This window comes from Algibacter sp. YIN40 (assembly GCF_057219435.1).
Genome location: NZ_JBXVVC010000002.1, coordinates 680792 through 696809 on the forward strand (window position 1 = coordinate 680792; position 16018 = coordinate 696809).

The 16018-nt window shown below is 32.6% G+C and carries 16 protein-coding genes; 7 read left to right on the forward strand and 9 right to left on the reverse strand.

All coding sequences use genetic code 11. The features are described from left to right. The first annotated feature begins 14 nt into the window (after positions 1 to 14). The 6 genes from kdsB (at position 15) to AC2D6V_RS10785 (ending at position 4701) form a co-directional block, all read left to right on the forward strand. A complete protein-coding gene (gene kdsB / locus AC2D6V_RS10760; RefSeq protein WP_484648168.1) occupies positions 15 to 743 on the forward strand; it encodes a 3-deoxy-manno-octulosonate cytidylyltransferase in 729 nt (242 codons plus the stop codon). Then, positions 734 to 1438 carry an HAD family hydrolase gene (locus AC2D6V_RS10765; protein WP_484648169.1) on the forward strand — a complete coding sequence of 235 codons (705 nt, stop codon included), beginning with the start codon at positions 734 to 736 and terminating at the stop codon, positions 1436 to 1438. Before kdsB ends, AC2D6V_RS10765 begins: the two co-directional genes overlap by 10 nt. Position 1439: 1 nt before the next feature. Further along, positions 1440 to 2057 carry a CatA-like O-acetyltransferase gene (locus AC2D6V_RS10770; protein ID WP_484648170.1) on the forward strand — a complete coding sequence of 206 codons (618 nt, stop codon included), beginning with the start codon at positions 1440 to 1442 and terminating at the stop codon, positions 2055 to 2057. 46 nt (positions 2058 to 2103) lie between these two features. Further along, a complete protein-coding gene (locus tag AC2D6V_RS10775; RefSeq protein ID WP_484648171.1) occupies positions 2104 to 3186 on the forward strand; it encodes an iron-containing alcohol dehydrogenase family protein in 1083 nt (360 codons plus the stop codon). A gap of 1 nt (position 3187) precedes the next feature. Continuing rightward, positions 3188 to 3736: a 1-acyl-sn-glycerol-3-phosphate acyltransferase gene (locus AC2D6V_RS10780; protein ID WP_484648172.1), complete on the forward strand. Its 549-nt coding sequence runs from the start codon at positions 3188 to 3190 to the stop codon at positions 3734 to 3736. 230 nt (positions 3737 to 3966) lie between these two features. After that, positions 3967 to 4701 carry an NYN domain-containing protein gene (locus AC2D6V_RS10785; protein WP_484648173.1) on the forward strand — a complete coding sequence of 245 codons (735 nt, stop codon included), beginning with the start codon at positions 3967 to 3969 and terminating at the stop codon, positions 4699 to 4701. A gap of 49 nt (positions 4702 to 4750) precedes the next feature. Here the strand turns inward: AC2D6V_RS10785 and AC2D6V_RS10790 are convergent, their stop codons facing one another. From AC2D6V_RS10790 to thrA, 9 genes are all read right to left on the reverse strand, one after another. Continuing rightward, positions 4751 to 5470, reverse strand: coding sequence for a YebC/PmpR family DNA-binding transcriptional regulator (locus tag AC2D6V_RS10790; protein ID WP_484648175.1), 720 nt, complete (start codon positions 5468 to 5470; stop codon positions 4751 to 4753). A gap of 52 nt (positions 5471 to 5522) precedes the next feature. Next, on the reverse strand, positions 5523 to 5813 hold the full coding sequence (locus AC2D6V_RS10795; protein ID WP_484648176.1) for a 4a-hydroxytetrahydrobiopterin dehydratase: 291 nt from the start codon (positions 5811 to 5813) through the stop codon (positions 5523 to 5525). Between the two features lie 49 nt (positions 5814 to 5862). Beyond that, the gene (locus tag AC2D6V_RS10800; RefSeq protein ID WP_484648177.1) at positions 5863 to 6699 is read right to left on the reverse strand and encodes a sugar nucleotide-binding protein; all 837 of its coding nucleotides are present in this window, start codon (positions 6697 to 6699) and stop codon (positions 5863 to 5865) included. A gap of 26 nt (positions 6700 to 6725) precedes the next feature. Next, entirely contained in the window at positions 6726 to 7640 is a 915-nt protein-coding gene (locus AC2D6V_RS10805) for a glutaminase (protein WP_484648178.1), read from the reverse strand. Between the two features lie 2 nt (positions 7641 to 7642). Then, positions 7643 to 8725: a glycine cleavage system aminomethyltransferase GcvT gene (gene gcvT / locus AC2D6V_RS10810; RefSeq protein ID WP_484648180.1), complete on the reverse strand. Its 1083-nt coding sequence runs from the start codon at positions 8723 to 8725 to the stop codon at positions 7643 to 7645. A gap of 190 nt (positions 8726 to 8915) precedes the next feature. Further along, complete coding sequence (locus tag AC2D6V_RS10815) at positions 8916 to 9158, reverse strand: CBU_0592 family membrane protein (protein WP_484648181.1); 243 nt, start codon at positions 9156 to 9158, stop codon at positions 8916 to 8918. Between the two features lie 49 nt (positions 9159 to 9207). Beyond that, entirely contained in the window at positions 9208 to 10500 is a 1293-nt protein-coding gene (gene thrC, locus AC2D6V_RS10820) for a threonine synthase (RefSeq protein WP_484648182.1), read from the reverse strand. A gap of 138 nt (positions 10501 to 10638) precedes the next feature. Continuing rightward, positions 10639 to 11562, reverse strand: a complete 924-nt coding sequence (locus AC2D6V_RS10825) for a homoserine kinase (protein ID WP_484648195.1) — start codon at positions 11560 to 11562, stop codon at positions 10639 to 10641. A gap of 3 nt (positions 11563 to 11565) precedes the next feature. Then, positions 11566 to 14010, reverse strand: coding sequence for a bifunctional aspartate kinase/homoserine dehydrogenase I (gene thrA, locus AC2D6V_RS10830; RefSeq protein ID WP_484648183.1), 2445 nt, complete (start codon positions 14008 to 14010; stop codon positions 11566 to 11568). A 427-nt stretch (positions 14011 to 14437) separates the two neighbouring features. Between thrA and AC2D6V_RS10835 the strand changes: the two genes are divergently transcribed. Next, positions 14438 to 15982 carry an NAD(P)H-hydrate dehydratase gene (locus tag AC2D6V_RS10835; RefSeq protein WP_484648184.1) on the forward strand — a complete coding sequence of 515 codons (1545 nt, stop codon included), beginning with the start codon at positions 14438 to 14440 and terminating at the stop codon, positions 15980 to 15982. Positions 15983 to 16018 lie beyond the last annotated feature (36 nt).

The window sequence follows — 16018 nt, forward strand, 5'->3', positions numbered from 1 at the left end:
ATTTACTCTAAAGCATGAAAATAATATCTATGATTCCAGCACGCTATGGTGCGTCTCGTTTTCCAGGAAAGCTTATGCAAGACCTTGGAGGCAAAACAGTTATTATGCGAACTTACGAGGCAACTGTTGCAACGAATTTATTCGAAGATGTTTTTGTGGTTACAGATAGTGAAATTATTTTTGATGAAGTTGTTAATAATGGTGGAAAAGCCATAATGAGTATCAAAGAACATGAATGCGGAAGTGATAGAATAGCAGAAGCAGTAGAAAACATGGATATTGATATTGTTATTAATGTGCAAGGAGATGAACCTTTTATCGATAAGAACTCCTTAAGTATGCTCATAGACGCTTTTAAGAATGACTCCAATAAAGAGATAGACTTAGCGTCGCTAATGGTGCATATTACAAATGAAGAAGAAATTAAAAACCCAAATACCGTTAAAACAATTGTAGATCAATTAAATTTTGCATTATATTTTTCTAGAAGCCCGATACCGTACCAAAGAGATAAAAGTGTTCCAGTAAAGTACTATAAACATAAAGGCGTTTATGCCTTTAGAAAACAAGCTATTCTAGATTTTTACAATTTACCAATGCTCACTTTAGAAGCTTCTGAAAAACTTGAGCAGTTACGCTATTTAGAATATGGCAAACGAATTAAAATGGTTGAAACAGATATTGAAGGCGTAGAAATTGATACACCAGCAGATCTAGAACGCGCAAGAAGGTTATGGAGGTGAATTCTCAAAACATAAAGGTAATAGGTTTTGATGCCGATGATACTCTTTGGGTTAACGAAACATATTTTCGTGAAGCCGAAAAGGAGTTTGCCAAGTTATTATCGAAGTACGAAACACCAAATAAAATAGACCAAGAGTTATTCAAAAAAGAAATTGACAACCTTCCTTTATATGGATATGGCGTTAAGGCATTTGTTCTATCTATGGTTGAGAGCGCTTTAGAGTTATCTAATAATAATATATCACCACAAACTATTAACGCTGTTTTAAATATTGGCAAAGAGATGTTGAATAAACCAGTAGAATTATTAGATGGCGTTGAAGATGTCCTTAAAACATTGTCAAAAAAATACAGACTTATATTAGCCACTAAAGGAGATTTGTTAGACCAAGAACGTAAACTAGAGAAATCTGGATTAACAGATTATTTTCACCATATTGAAGTTTTAAGTGATAAGCAAGAAGTGAATTATTCTAAATTACTAAATCATTTAGATATAAAACCCAATGAGTTTTTAATGATAGGTAATTCATTAAAATCTGATGTTTTACCATTAGTAAATATTGGAGCTAATGCCATTCATGTTCCTTTTCATACCACTTGGGCACATGAAGAGGTAAGTGAGAAGGAAACCAATGGGAAAGCTTATAAAACCATTAATTCTTTAAATGAAATTTTAAATATTTTGAGTTAATTTGACAGAAATAGATATTAATACATGGAATAGAAAAAAGCATTATGAACATTTTATGTCGTTGTCAGACCCCTATTTTTCGATCGTTATTCCATTCGATGTTACTAAGGCTTACAAATATTCGAAACAAAATAATGTGAGTTTTTTTATAAAATACTTACACGATTGCATGAAAGCAATAAATGCTGTTGAAAATTTTAAATATAGAATAGAAGAAGGGAAAGTTATAGTATATAAAATTATTCATGCATCGCCTACAATCATGAGAAGCGATAATACTTTTGGGTTTTCATTTATTGAATATGATGAAAACTTGAATGAATTTGCTAAAAATTTTGAGAAAGAAAAACTTAGAATTCAAAATTCTAATGATCTTTATCCACCTAAAAACAGTTTAGATTGTATACACTGCTCTGCTATGCCATGGCTTAATTTCTCAGGGCATAAAGAACCAGTTTCTAATACAATAGATTCTGTGCCTAAATTTGCTTTTGGCAAAGCTTCATATGTTGAAGATAAATTAATAATGAATGTTTCAGTATGTGTAAATCACGCTTTAGTAGACGGTTATCATGTAGGAATATTTTCAGAAAAATTTCAGGAATATTTAAACCAGTAGAAATTAAATAATGCTATTTTTACATTTTACAAAAGAAAATTAATAAATGAGTTATAAAAACTTTCCAATGGTGTCAAATGTAATGTTTGGCAGAGGTAGTTTCAATCAATTAAGCGAGGTTATAGCTCCAAAACGCTTAAGCATGAAAGCCCCTTTTATTTACATTGTAGACGATGTTTTTAAAAGCAATTCATGGTTAACTTCTCGAATCCCTTTATCCTATGATGACAGGGTTATCTATGAATCTGCAAAGGAAGAACCCAGTACTTCTCAGGTAGATAAACTGGTTGAAGATATTATTTTAAATTGTAAAGAACGCCCATCAGGAATTATTGGAATAGGAGGAGGGAGCATGTTAGATTTAGCTAAGGCGGTTGCTATTATGCTAACTAATAAAGGAGAAACAAAAGATTATCAAGGTTGGGATTTAGTAAAAAATCCTGGTATATACCATGTAGGTATTCCAACAATATCTGGAACTGGAGCCGAAGTTTCGCGAACCACTGTATTGACGGGCCCAACAAAAAAATTAGGTATAAATTCAGATTTCACGCCATTCGATCAAGTTATATTAGACCCTGAATTAACTAAAGGGGTACCTAGAGATCAATGGTTCTATACGGGTATGGATTGTTTTATTCATTGTGTAGAATCTTTAAATGGTACTTACTTAAACGCTTTTAGTAAGAGTTATGGAGATATGGCTTATGCACAATGTAAAGAAATCTTTTTAGATGATAACTTATCTATAGAAGATGCTCAAGATCAGCTTATGATGGCTTCATGGCATGGAGGAATGAGTATTGTTTATTCACAAGTTGGTGTAGCTCACGCTATGAGTTATGGTTTATCTTTTGTTTTAGGAACAAAACATGGTATTGGTAATTGCATTGTTTTTGATCATTTAGAGGAGTTTTACCCAGAAGATGTAAAACTTTTTAAGGCAATGAAACTAAAACACAACATTGAATTGCCTACTGGTATTTGTGCCGATTTAAGTGATAAAGATATCGATACAATGATAAATATATCTTTAAGCTTAGAACCTCTTTGGGAAAATGCACTTGGTAAAAACTGGAAAAAAACTATCACACCAAAAAAATTAAGACAACTTTATTTAAAAATGTAGTATGCGATGGCTGGCTAAACTTGTATATTTTAAAATTCTAGGTTGGCAGGTTGAAGGCAATACCAATTTTTCTAAAGATTCCGTAAAAAAAGCTATTATAATTGCTGCACCTCATACAAGCTGGCACGATTTCTATATTGGTGTATTACTTAGATCTGTATTACGAATTAAAACTAATTTTGTTGGAAAAAAAGAACTATTTGTTTTTCCGTTAGGCTGGCTATTCAGAATACTTGGTGGAGCTCCTATCGATAGGCATAAAAAAGAAAATAAAGTAAATGCCATTGCTGAATTATTTAAAAATAAAGACGAATTCAGAATGACATTATCACCGGAAGGAACCCGAAAAAAAGTAAACAAATGGCGAACAGGTTTTTACTATATTGCTAAAGAAGCTAATGTTCCAATTATTATGTTTACGCTAGATTTTGAAAATAAACGAAATAAAATCTCAGAACCATTTTATCCAACAAACGACAAAGATGCCGATTTTGAATACATGCAAAGCTTCTTTAAGCATGTTAAAGGAAAAGTACCTCACTACTCTTAATATTATGTCATAATGATTCTGGCATAGAAATTGTAATATTCAAAGTATAACGAATGAAACATAAAGTAAACAATTATTTGTTCCTAAAAAGAAACATTCGCCTATCCATAAAAAATAAAGCTACTCTAATATAGAGTAGCTTTTGTTTTTCTGCCTTATTTGGAACTTACATAATAAAACTAATAATCCTTCATACAAATAAATCATTATATTTCAGTAACTTTCGACCTATGATAAAAGACACAAAAATAGCCGTATTAATTGACGGTGATAATATACCATCAAAGTACATTTCTGAAATGATGGAAGAAATAGCTAAGTATGGCACTCCAACTATAAAAAGAATTTACGGTGATTGGACAAAACCGCATTTATCGAAATGGAAAAATGTGTTGTTAGAAAACGCCATAACACCAATACAACAATATGGCTATACAACTGGTAAGAATGCAACAGATTCTGCTATGATAATTGATGCGATGGATATTTTATATTCTGAAAAAGTTAATGGGTTTTGTTTGGTGTCTTCTGATAGCGATTTTACAAAATTAGCGACTCGTTTGCGTGAAGCCGCCATGGTTGTTTATGGAATGGGTGAGAAGAAAACGCCAAATCCATTTATCGTGGCATGTGATAAATTTATTTATTTAGAAATTCTTGCCAACGACGAGGATAACGAAAAAGGTGAAAAGTCCGGAAAGAAGAAAAAAGAAAATTTATACAATATAACACCCAAAGTTATTAAGCTTCTTCAGAATTCTGTTGATGATGCTGCAGATGACGATGGTTGGGCTTTTCTGGGAGATGTGGGATCTTTAATTTTGAAAAAGCAACCCAATTTTGACTCCAGAAACTTTGGCTTTGCAAAATTAACACCACTATTTAAATCTTTAGATCATTTTGAATTAGAACAAAGAGACCAAACCAATGGAAGGTTTAAATTAATTTATGTTAGAAATAAATAGATCAAAAAAACAGGAACTATGTCTTCTTTTTAATAATATTCAAACCTGCTTATTCAGTTGTTTCTTCCATTGTGTGATACACATTTTGTACATCATCATCTTCTTCAAGCTTTTCCAATAATTTTTCAACATCTGCTGCTGCATCTTCAGAAAGTAACTTTGTTACCTGCGGAATTCGCTCAAACCCGGAAGATAGAATTTCTACTTTTCTCGATTCTAATTCGGCCTGTATAGCTCCAAAACTTTCAAAAGGCGCGTAAATTAAAATCCCATCATCATCTGCAAAAACTTCCTCAGCACCATAATCGATAAATTCTAGCTCAATCTCTTCAGGATCTAATCCTTCTGCATTAATTCTAAAATTACATGTATGATCAAACATAAAAACTACAGAACCTGATGTGCCTAAACTACCATCACATTTATTAAAATAGCTTCGCACATTGGCAACGGTTCTCGTGTTATTATCGGTAGCGGTTTCTACTAAAACTGCAATTCCATGAGGCGCGTAGCCTTCAAAAACAACCTCTTTATAATCGCCTTGACCTTTTTCACTTGCTTTTTTAATAGCACGTTCTACATTGTCTTTAGGCATATTTACCGCCTTAGCATTTTGTATAACAGCTCTTAAACGCGAATTACTATCTGGGTCTGGACCACCTTCCTTTACAGCCATAACAATGTCTTTACCTATTCTGGTAAAGGCTTTGCTCATAGCCGACCAACGTTTCATTTTTCTTGCTTTTCTAAACTCAAAAGCTCTTCCCATAATCTAATATTATAATTTTAACAAATTTAAAAATCTACAAATCAAAAACAAATTATTCATCAGGTTCTACAATATTTTCAATAGCTTCAGCAAGCTTAAAGTCTTTATTAGTAACACCATTAACGTCGTGCGTTGATAGTGATATGGTAAGTACATTATATACATTAGACCAGTTTGGATGATGATTCAATGCTTCACATTCGAAGGCAATTCTGCTCATAGCACTAAAACAATCTTTAAAATTTTCAAATTCAAATTCTGCATGAATGGCATCTTCATAATAATCCCAATCTGGAAAGCGAAGTAATTTTTTCTCTATGTCTTGTTCTGATAATTTACTCATAATATATTTAGTTTACTTATAACCAATTTAATGAATTTGAATTTGATAATCAATTAATTTTTAACTCCTTTAAAACAACCTGACTTGTTAGCTGAAGATGTTTAGGGAGTTTATTAAACTTTGGTAACACTGCTAGGTATCTATCGTCATTAGTTGTATATACACGTTTATAAATAGCACTTTCTTTCAATTCTAACGATGTTACTATCTCTTTCACAAAATCATCATGATGCACCAAATCACTACTGCCTAAGTGAAACACACCCGATTTATTTCTATTAATTATATAATGAATTTGCTGAGTAACTTTTGAATCTGTTGTCACATTCATTATTAAATTAGGGAATACCTCTATAGGTTCATTATCTTTTATTTTCTGAACAATTTCTTGAATTCGAGGTGATTGCGCACCAAATACCATTGGTAACCGTAAAATAGTAACTTGCTTTTTGGGTAGTCGCAATAGCATATTTTCTATTTTAATTTTAAAGTGACCATAAATACTATTGCTATACGTTTTATCTTGTTCGTAGCTCGGGAATTTACTGTAAGCATCAAAAACATTAGCCGACGATAAAAAAAGTAACCTTATTTTATTATAAAAAACATATTCTGCTAGGTGTTCATGCATTAAAACTTGTTTTGAAAAATCACCACGTATTGCCGAAATAATAATTGTTGGCTTTACAAGATCTAAAATCTCATAAATATCATCTTCTTCAACATTAAACTGAAAAAAATGATGATTCTTTTCAAACTGTTTGTTCGTAACATTATAAGTGCCGAAGGTTCCAAAATAGGAACACAATTCCTTGTAAATGGCACCGCCTAGAAATCCATTAGCACCTAAAATTAATATTCTATTCTTTTCTTCTCTCTTAATCATACATCCGTCTTCAATAGGAAGCCATTCTAGAATATTGAAAGCTTTGTTTTAGTTGTAAATTGCTCTAATGTTTGCAAGCCAATTAAGGAATTACCTTTTTTATTCAATCCTGGCGACCATGTGGCAATGACGTACTCGTCCGGAAGTAGTGCAACGATACCACCGCCAACACCACTTTTACCTGGCAAGCCTATTTCAAAGGCAAATTCTCCTGCTTCATCATAAAAACCACACGTTAGCATTAATGCATTAACTCTCTTAGCTTGAGATTTAGTGAGCCTTGTTTTATTTAAAAGGCAATTACCTTTATTCGCTAAAAAGAAAAAAGCGCTAGTTAATTGACTACAAGTCATTTCAATCGAACATTGATAAAAGTAAAAATCCAAAACTTCGTTTACTGGATTATGTAAGTTATTAAATGATTTTAGAAGATTTGCAGTAGCATAATTTTTAAAACCCGTTGACTCTTCAGATCGTGCTACATTCGGATTATAATTGATTGTGGCATCACCCGATAAATCTCTTATAAATTGCAAGAAGTCTTCCTTTGGATTTTCTAGATTAGACAATAAAATATCTGCGATAACAATGGCTCCAGAATTAATAAAAGGGTTCCTAGGTATTCCATGTTCTACTTCTAAAAGCGCTAATTGATTAAAGGGATGTCCAGATGGTTCTACATCTATTCTATCCCAGATGGTTTCACCTACAATTCCCATAGCTTTAGCAAGAGCAAAAACCTTAGAAATACTTTGAATTGAAAATTTTTTATTAAAATCGCCAGTCCCAAAAACATTACCATTAGAAGTTCTTAAATGAATACCAAACTTGTTTTTATCAATAGTTGCTAATTCAGGAATATAATCTGCTACTTTTCCTTTGTCAGAATTATGAGCTAACTCTTGATATATTCCATTAAGTATTTTCTGAAAATCTAGCATATTTATCCTTTATAAAAAGGCAATTTTACAACGGTTGCTGGTATTGCTTTTTTCCGTATTTGAATATTTATTTTACTGCCAACATCGGCAAAAATGGTTGGAACATAACCAAGACCAATTCCTTTACCTAAAGATGGACTCATAGTGCCAGAAGTCACTACACCAATGGCCTTTCCGTTACTATCAACAATATCGTAATCATGCCTTGGAATACCGCGTTCATCAAGTTCAAAAGCAATAAGCTTCCGTTCTGGTCCACGTTCTTTTTCTGCCTTTAAAGCATCAGAGTTTGTAAACTCTTTTGTGAATTTTGTTATCCAGCCCAAACCAGCTTCGATAGGAGAGGTGCTGTCATTTATATCATTTCCATATAGGCAATAACCCATTTCTAATCTTAAGGTGTCTCGAGCCGCTAGCCCAATGGGTTTAATACCATAATCTGCTCCTGCTTGTAAAACTTTATCCCAAACCTGTTTTACTTCAGCATTTTTACAATAAATTTCAAATCCACCGCTTCCTGTATAACCAGTGGCAGAAATAATAACATGTTCAATGCCCGCAAAATCTCCTACTACAAAATTGTAGAATTTAATAGCCGACAAGTCATGACTTGATAAACTCTGCATAGCTTCAACAGCTTTAGGGCCTTGAATAGCGAGTAAGGAATATCCTTCGCTTAAATCTGTCATGTCTGCGCCAACATTGTTTTTAGACTGAATCCAATTCCAATCCTTTTCAATATTACTAGCATTTACAACCAATAAATAGCTCTCCTCTTTAATTTTATAAATGATTAAATCATCTACAATACCACCATCATCATTTGGCAAACAACTATATTGGGCTTTTCCAACTGTTAATTTTGAGGCGTCATTACTAGATACTTTCTGTATTAACTCAAGTGCATGTATTCCTTCTATTAAAAATTCACCCATGTGCGACACATCAAAAATACCAACGGCATTACGTACCGTTTCATGTTCTGTGTTTATTCCTTCGTATTGAACTGGCATATTGTATCCAGCAAAGGGCACCATTTTAGCTCCAAGAGCATCGTGAGTTTTTGATAAGGCCGTATTTTTCATTTAAAATTTACTTTAATTTAGATCAAAGCAAATGTATTGAAAATTTATATTAACGATTTCGTGGAATGAGTAAAAGGTTTGTTAAAGTTGAGTTGAAAAATTTTGGCTTTTTAAATCGAAAATTTGGAAAGTTTCGTTTCAATGACATAAATTTTGTTTTAAAGGATTTTGGTTCATTCCTCTAAACAATTTATGCTAATTTTTTCCTAAACTTAAATAATGAATATAAAGACACCAAAGCCCAAATAGCTTCTAATATTATAAAAGGCCAATAATTTAAAAGAATTGAGGCTAAACAAGCCATAGCTGCACCAAAAAGATTTAAAAGCATAAAAGATAAGTCGTTATTAGAGATTTTACCCAAAACATTTAAGAAGTATGCGAGTAGTATTTGAAAAACACCTAAAAAACCAAGCCAGTCTACTGAAGTCATATTATATTTTTTTTAATGTGGATTTCGCATCAAGAGCTGAATGACAAGATTAATTCAATAGAAAGTTCTTTAAATCCTCATAAGTAGAAATTAAAACCGCTTCTTTTTCTTTACCCATAACAGCTTGTATTTGTTCTGGAAGTGGTTGTTTTTCCTTAATAACCTCTTCAACAACATCTAAGAACTTTGTTGGGTGCGCAGTTTCTAAAAACACACATTGTGCATCTGGGTTTTCTTTTAAATACGATTTACAGCCTAAATAACCAACAGCGCCGTGTGGGTCTGATACATAATTGTAGTTATTATAAATTTCAAGCATTGCTTTTCTTGTTTCTGTGTCAGAAAAACTATAAGAAAATAAATTTTCTTTTAAAGTAGGAAACTCATTTTTATAGATTTCTTGAATACGAATAAAGTTACTTGGAGCTCCAACATCCATAGCATTAGATATAGTCTGTACCGATGGCTTTGGTTTGTATAACTGTGATGTTAAATAGCGTGTTACGACATTATTTTCATTGTTTGATGCTACAAAATGATTGATAGGAAGTCCCAATTGCTGTGCCATCATACCAGCACATATATTTCCAAAGTTTCCACTAGGTACAGAAAACACAATATCTTTATGATTCTTATATAATTGTTTGTAAGCAAACATAAAATAAAAGAGCTGTGGTAACCAACGTGCTACATTTATAGAATTGGCTGAAGTTAATTGCATTTTACTAGTAAGTGACTCATCCAAGAATGCTGTTTTAACCATGGCTTGGCAATCATCAAAGGAGCCATTAACTTCTAATGCTTTAATGTTTTGGCCAAGCGTAGTTAATTGCTTCTCTTGAATATCGCTCACTTTTCCGCTAGGGTAGAGAATAACAACATTAACGCCTTTAACCCCTAAAAAGCCATTAGCAACAGCACCACCTGTATCACCAGATGTGGCCACCAAAACAGTTACTTCATTAGTATTATCCTGATTAAAATAACCTAAGCATCTCGCCATAAATCGTGCGCCAACATCTTTAAACGCCATTGTTGGTCCGTGAAATAATTCTAAAGTCGAGATATTATCATTCAGCTTAACTATCGGAAAATCAAAAGACAAGGTTTCTTCGACTATCGTTTTTAAAATGTCATTAGGAATTTCAGGAGAAACAAATTGCTTAATTGCTTCAAACGCTATTTCAGAATAAGATAGGTTATCAAAATTATCCCAAAATGATTTAGGCATCGGCGTAATACTTTCTGGAAAGTACAATCCTTTATCCGGTGCTAATCCTCTCACAACGGCATCTCTGAAAGATGTGTTTGGGGCTTTATGGTTGAGTGAATAGTAAATCATTTTTTCTTAATTTTGACCGAAGACCATTGACGGAAGACGGATATTAGTTTTTAAAACCTTTCTGTTTGCTTCGCAAGGTGCTTTAAATGAAAAAATATTTTCATTTCACCAATGCTCAAGGTGACAAAATAGTTCATCCTAACTTATAATCTTAACACCTTGAGTGTTTATTTTTGAGACATGCATGTCAAATTCAATTCCTGTATTTGAATATACATTTTGCATAGCATCTTTAACTTTATTAGCAGTTTCTAAACCTTTGTTTAATGAAAAAATGGAAGGTCCAGAACCAGAAATACCACAACCTAAACTCTCAACATTTAAGGCTGCATTCTTTACTTCATTATAATGGGGAATAAGCTTACTTCTATGCGGTTCAACAATCCCGTCATGTAATGAATTTTTAATTAAGTTATAATCGCTAGTATGTAAGGCGTGAATTAAACTTCCAACATTAGCCCATTGATTAATAGCATCGCTAAGGTCGACTTTAGATGGTAAAATGGAACGAGCTTCAGACGTTTTTATCTCAATTTGTGGATGAATAATTGTTGCATACAAATCATCTGGGGTTGGAATTTCTAAAACATGTAAAGGAGAAACACTTTTAACTAATGTGAATCCACCAAAAAGAGCAGGAGCGAGGTTATCGGCATGTTCACATTTACTAGCCAACGCTTCACCTTTTATTGCAAATTCGGTAAGCTGTGTTTTATTAAATGGGTTTCCTAATAATTCGTTCATGCCAAATACGCTACCAACAGCACTAGCTGCACTACTACCAATACCACTTCCTGGTTTTATATTTTTATAGATTTCTATTTCAAATCCAAAATCTACATCTAGTGTCTCGTACATAGCTAATGCAGAAACCCCAGCAACATTTAGTTCAGCATTATAAGGTAAATCGAAACCTTCAATTTTTGTAATGTAAATACCTTTCTTAACAGATTTTCTAATAATCATGTCGTCACCAACATTATCTAGGCAAAACCCTAATACGTCAAATCCACAAGCTACATTAGCTACGGTTGCAGGAGAAAATATTTTTATTTCGTTCATCATTTAATCGTTTCCAATTCTAATAATATCGGCGAATAAACCAGAAGCAGTTACGTCTGCACCAGCACCAGCACCTTTAATAATCATAGGCTGCTTTGGGTAACGTTCTGTGTAAAACATGACAATATTATCACTTCCTTCTAAATTATAAAACGGATGGCCTTCAGGAATTTCCTGCAAACTCACACTTGCTTTTCCATTATCAAATTTTGCTACATACTTCAATTGACAATTGTTCGCTTTCGCGGAAGCATATAAACTTTGATAATGTGATTCATCGGTAATTAGCGTTTGATAAAAATCTTCAACAGTATCACTTTTTAATCCCGATTCTGATAAGAAAGATGTGTTTTCAATATCTTCTAGATTCATTTCAACGCCACTTTCTCTAGCAAGGATCAATATTTTCCGAGCCACGTCAACACCACTTAAATCAATTCTTGGGTCTGGTTCTGTATAGCCTTCAGCCCCTGCTTGTTTTACAACATCGTAAAACTTTGTAGAATCATTGAAATTATTAAACACAAAGTTTAAACTTCCAGATAAAACCGCTTGAATAGAGTTAACTTTATCACCAGAAGCTATCAAATTACTCAGTGTATCAATTACAGGTAAACCAGCACCAACATTAGTTTCAAATAGATACGGCGCATTGTATTTTAATGATAATCTTTTTAGTTCCTTATAATTGTTGTAATCACTAGAACATGCAATTTTATTACAGGCTACAATAGCAATACTTTCTCTTAAATACTGAGGATATAAGTTGGCTACATCTGTATTTGCAGTAACATCTACAAAAATACTATTACGTAAATTTAATGTTTTAGCATTTTCGAAGAATCCTTGTAATGATGCTTTTTCACCATTGGCCAGTTGTGTTTTCCAGTCTTTTAAGTTTAAACCAGAATCATCAAAAATCATGGTTCTTGAATTTGAAAGTCCAGCTACTCTAAGATTAATTTTTAAGTTGTCCTCTAAATATTTCTTTTGTTGATTGATTTGCTCCACTAAACGTTCACCAACATTTCCAACACCAGTAATAAAGACATTAAGTTGTTTTGTTTTAGATTCAAAAAACTGTTCATGCAAAGTGTTAAGAGCCTTTTTTACATCTTTTTCATCTATAACCGCGGTAATATTTTTTTCTGAAGCACCTTGAGCAATAGCTCTAATATTTATATTGTTTTTTCCTAAAGTGCTAAACATTTTACCGCTTATACCTTGGTGATTTTTCATGTTATCTCCAACAAGTGCAATAATTGACAACCCAGTTTCAACAATAATAGGTTCAATTTTCCCTAAGGTAATTTCATTTTCAAAAATAGCATCAACAGCAGCTTTTGCATTTTCAGCTTCCTTTTCTTCAATACCCAAACATATAGAATGTTCTGATGATGCTTGGGTAATCATAATCACATTTATTTTTTCCTGAGACAAAGTTTCAAACAAACGTTTAGAAAAACCTGGAATACCAACCATTCCACTTCCTTCAAGAGTGAGCAAAGCTATATTACTTATGTTACTAATACCGCGAACAGGAGAAGGTGATTTTATATGGTCGTTAGAAATAACAGTACCATCAGCTTCAGGTTCTAAAGTGTTTTTTATATGAATTGGAATTTCCAAGCTCAACACGGGTTGTACCGTTGGAGGGTATAAAACTTTTGCGCCAAAATGCGATAATTCCATAGCCTCTTGATAAGAAATTTTATCGATAGGGTATGCCTGTTTCACCAATTTTGGGTTCGTGGTAAACATTCCACTTACATCGGTCCAAATTTCTAATTGGTCAACATGTAAGGCTGCAGCAACAATTGCAGCTGTAAAGTCTGAACCGCCACGACCGAGTGTTGTTATTTCTCCAATTTTAGATTTTGAAATAAAACCTGGCAATATCGTTATGCTTTGTTTAACAGATTTAAAATAATCGCGAATATTTTGGTTTGTAATACTATAATCAACTTCAGCCTTTGTAAAGTTTGAATTGGTAGTAATTAATTCTTGCGAGTTCTTCCTTTCGGCAGATAAGCTTCTGTTTTTCATAGTTTCAGCTATGATAAAAGACGAAAGTGTTTCTCCAAAAGTTACTAGTTTATCAGATGTTTTAGGCGATAATTCATTTATTAAATAAATACCTTCCAACAAGCTTTTAAGTGCGTTTAATTTTTCATAAACATAATCTAAAATAGTTTGATTATTATCTGGATTCAATTCTTTGATAATGTTGAAATGAATATTCTCTATTAACCTAAGTGTTTCTTTAAAAGAATCATCTTTGTTTTGAGCCTGCTTCCCAGCGAGTAATAATTTATCTGTGATACCACCAACAGCAGAAACTACGCATACCAATTTATCTTGTTTAGAATAATTTTCTAAAATTTTGATAACATTATTTATGTTTTTTGAAGAACCTACAGAAGTTCCTCCGAATTTTAAAACCTTCATTTTTTAATGAATTGTTTGTTAAAAAAAATATTTAAGAATTCGTGATGAAAAAAATCACAAAAATAACCTGAAGAATATGTAATTAGCAACCCCAAAGGGTTGTAGTATTTGTAGTAAATCCAAAAACAGATGTGTTAGCCTTAAAATTTAAAGCTAAAATTGTAATCTTATTTGAAATTCTTGGACTCATTGTATTTAAATATACACTCCAAAAGTATTACATTTAACCAAATAAAAAAACTAATAAGAACTTTTTGCAATATTCTTATGCTGAATGCATTTTCGTTTAATAATACTAACGAATACATTTCAGAATTGAAAAATCCATAATTTTAAAATGAAACATTCATTACTAAAATTTAGATAAACATTGAAATGATTATATGAATGTTACATATGACTGCTAAAAAACAATATTTATAAACAGATGAAAATATTTTCTAAAGAACAGATTTATGAAGGTGATAAATTAACAACCCAGCGTCAAAGTATTTCCTCTACCGACTTAATGGAGCGTGCAGGAACGCAAATTTTTAATTGGATGCATATGCGTATGCAAGGCGCACAAGTTCCAATTCATGTTTTTTGTGGTATTGGAAATAACGGTGGTGATGGACTGGTAATTGCAAGACATTTAATAACCCACGGCTACAATGTAAAAACTTATGTGGTTAATTGCAGTGATAAACGTTCTAAAGATTTTTTAGTTAATTACGATCGCATAAAGAATGTCACAAAAAAATGGCCTGAGTTACTAAGCTGTTCTGAAGATTTTCCTGAAATACAGCAAGATGATATTATTGTAGATGCCATATTTGGAATTGGGCTTAATCGACCCGTACAGAGTTGGGTTAAAGAATTATTTATTCATTTTAAAAAAACAAAGGCTTTTACATTGTCTGTTGATATTCCTTCAGGGCTTTACACAGATAAGGCCATAGAAGATAAAGAAGCTGTTGTTTATGCAGGCTTTACTTTAAGTTTTGCATCTCCTAAATTGGTTTTCTTTCTACCCGAAACAGCCAAATACACTGTACAATGGGAAGTTGTAGATATAGGTTTAGATCAAGAGTTTTTATATAGCACAGAAACAGAAGTTGAGTTAATAGGCAAACTAGAAATATTACCTAATTATAGACCCCGCGATAAGTATTCTCATAAAGGAGATTATGGACATAGTTTAATAATAGGAGGGAGCCATGGAAAAATAGGTGCAGCATTATTGGCTAGCAAAGCGGCTTTAGTAGCAGGCGCTGGATTAGTGTCAGCTTATATTCCAAAATGCGGTTATAACATTTTGCAAACTTCATTACCTGAAGCCATGGTAATTACAGATTCAAATGAAGAAAAGATAACTGATATTACATTCGATATAGAACCAACAGTAATTGGTTTCGGAATAGGAGTGGGGATAGACGCTAAAACGATTAATACGTTTGAAACTTTTTTGAAACAAAACAAAACTCCTTTAGTTATTGATGCCGACGGTTTAAACATACTATCAAAGAAGAAAGCCTTACTAAAATTTATCCCCGAACAAACGGTTTTAACACCACATCCTAAAGAATTAGAACGCTTAATTGGTAAATGGGAAAATGATTTCGAAAAGCTAGATAAAGTCAAAGCTTTTTCTACCAAGTATGATGTTATTGTTATTGTAAAAGGAGCTAATTCTATAACCGTTTACAAAGACAAATTATATATAAATACAACAGGTAATCCCGGATTAGCAACCGCAGGTAGCGGAGATGTTTTAATGGGCATAATAACAGGTTTAATTTCTCAAGGCTATACATCGTTAGTTGCTGCAATTTTTGGAACTTACCTTCATGGTAAATCTGCAGATATCGCTGTTGAAGATTTTGGGTATCAAAGTTTAATAGCAAGCCATGTTATTGACTATATAGGTGAAGCGTATTTAGATTTGTTTAAACAGCCTGAGCAACCACCGCAGCTAGAAGAACAAAAGTAGAAAACTAAAAGAGGCTGTCTAAAAAGTAATCAGAAA

Bases quoted from the DNA above. Each gene is read 5' to 3' on its own strand.
- AC2D6V_RS10805 (WP_484648178.1), bottom strand. From the start codon at position 7,640: ATGCTAGATTTTCAGAAAATACTTAATGGAATATATCAAGAGTTAGCT.
- gcvT (WP_484648180.1), bottom strand. From the start codon at position 8,725: ATGAAAAATACGGCCTTATCAAAAACTCACGATGCTCTTGGAGCTAAA.
- AC2D6V_RS10785 (WP_484648173.1), top strand. From the start codon at position 3,967: ATGATAAAAGACACAAAAATAGCCGTATTAATTGACGGTGATAATATA.
- AC2D6V_RS10815 (WP_484648181.1), bottom strand. From the start codon at position 9,158: ATGACTTCAGTAGACTGGCTTGGTTTTTTAGGTGTTTTTCAAATACTA.
- AC2D6V_RS10775 (WP_484648171.1), top strand. From the start codon at position 2,104: ATGAGTTATAAAAACTTTCCAATGGTGTCAAATGTAATGTTTGGCAGA.
- AC2D6V_RS10795 (WP_484648176.1), bottom strand. From the start codon at position 5,813: ATGAGTAAATTATCAGAACAAGACATAGAGAAAAAATTACTTCGCTTT.
- thrC (WP_484648182.1), bottom strand. From the start codon at position 10,500: ATGATTTACTATTCACTCAACCATAAAGCCCCAAACACATCTTTCAGA.
- AC2D6V_RS10790 (WP_484648175.1), bottom strand. From the start codon at position 5,470: ATGGGAAGAGCTTTTGAGTTTAGAAAAGCAAGAAAAATGAAACGTTGG.
- AC2D6V_RS10800 (WP_484648177.1), bottom strand. From the start codon at position 6,699: ATGATTAAGAGAGAAGAAAAGAATAGAATATTAATTTTAGGTGCTAAT.
- thrA (WP_484648183.1), bottom strand. From the start codon at position 14,010: ATGAAGGTTTTAAAATTCGGAGGAACTTCTGTAGGTTCTTCAAAAAAC.
- AC2D6V_RS10835 (WP_484648184.1), top strand. From the start codon at position 14,438: ATGAAAATATTTTCTAAAGAACAGATTTATGAAGGTGATAAATTAACA.
- AC2D6V_RS10780 (WP_484648172.1), top strand. From the start codon at position 3,188: ATGCGATGGCTGGCTAAACTTGTATATTTTAAAATTCTAGGTTGGCAG.
- kdsB (WP_484648168.1), top strand. From the start codon at position 15: ATGAAAATAATATCTATGATTCCAGCACGCTATGGTGCGTCTCGTTTT.
- AC2D6V_RS10765 (WP_484648169.1), top strand. From the start codon at position 734: ATGGAGGTGAATTCTCAAAACATAAAGGTAATAGGTTTTGATGCCGAT.
- AC2D6V_RS10825 (WP_484648195.1), bottom strand. From the start codon at position 11,562: ATGAACGAAATAAAAATATTTTCTCCTGCAACCGTAGCTAATGTAGCT.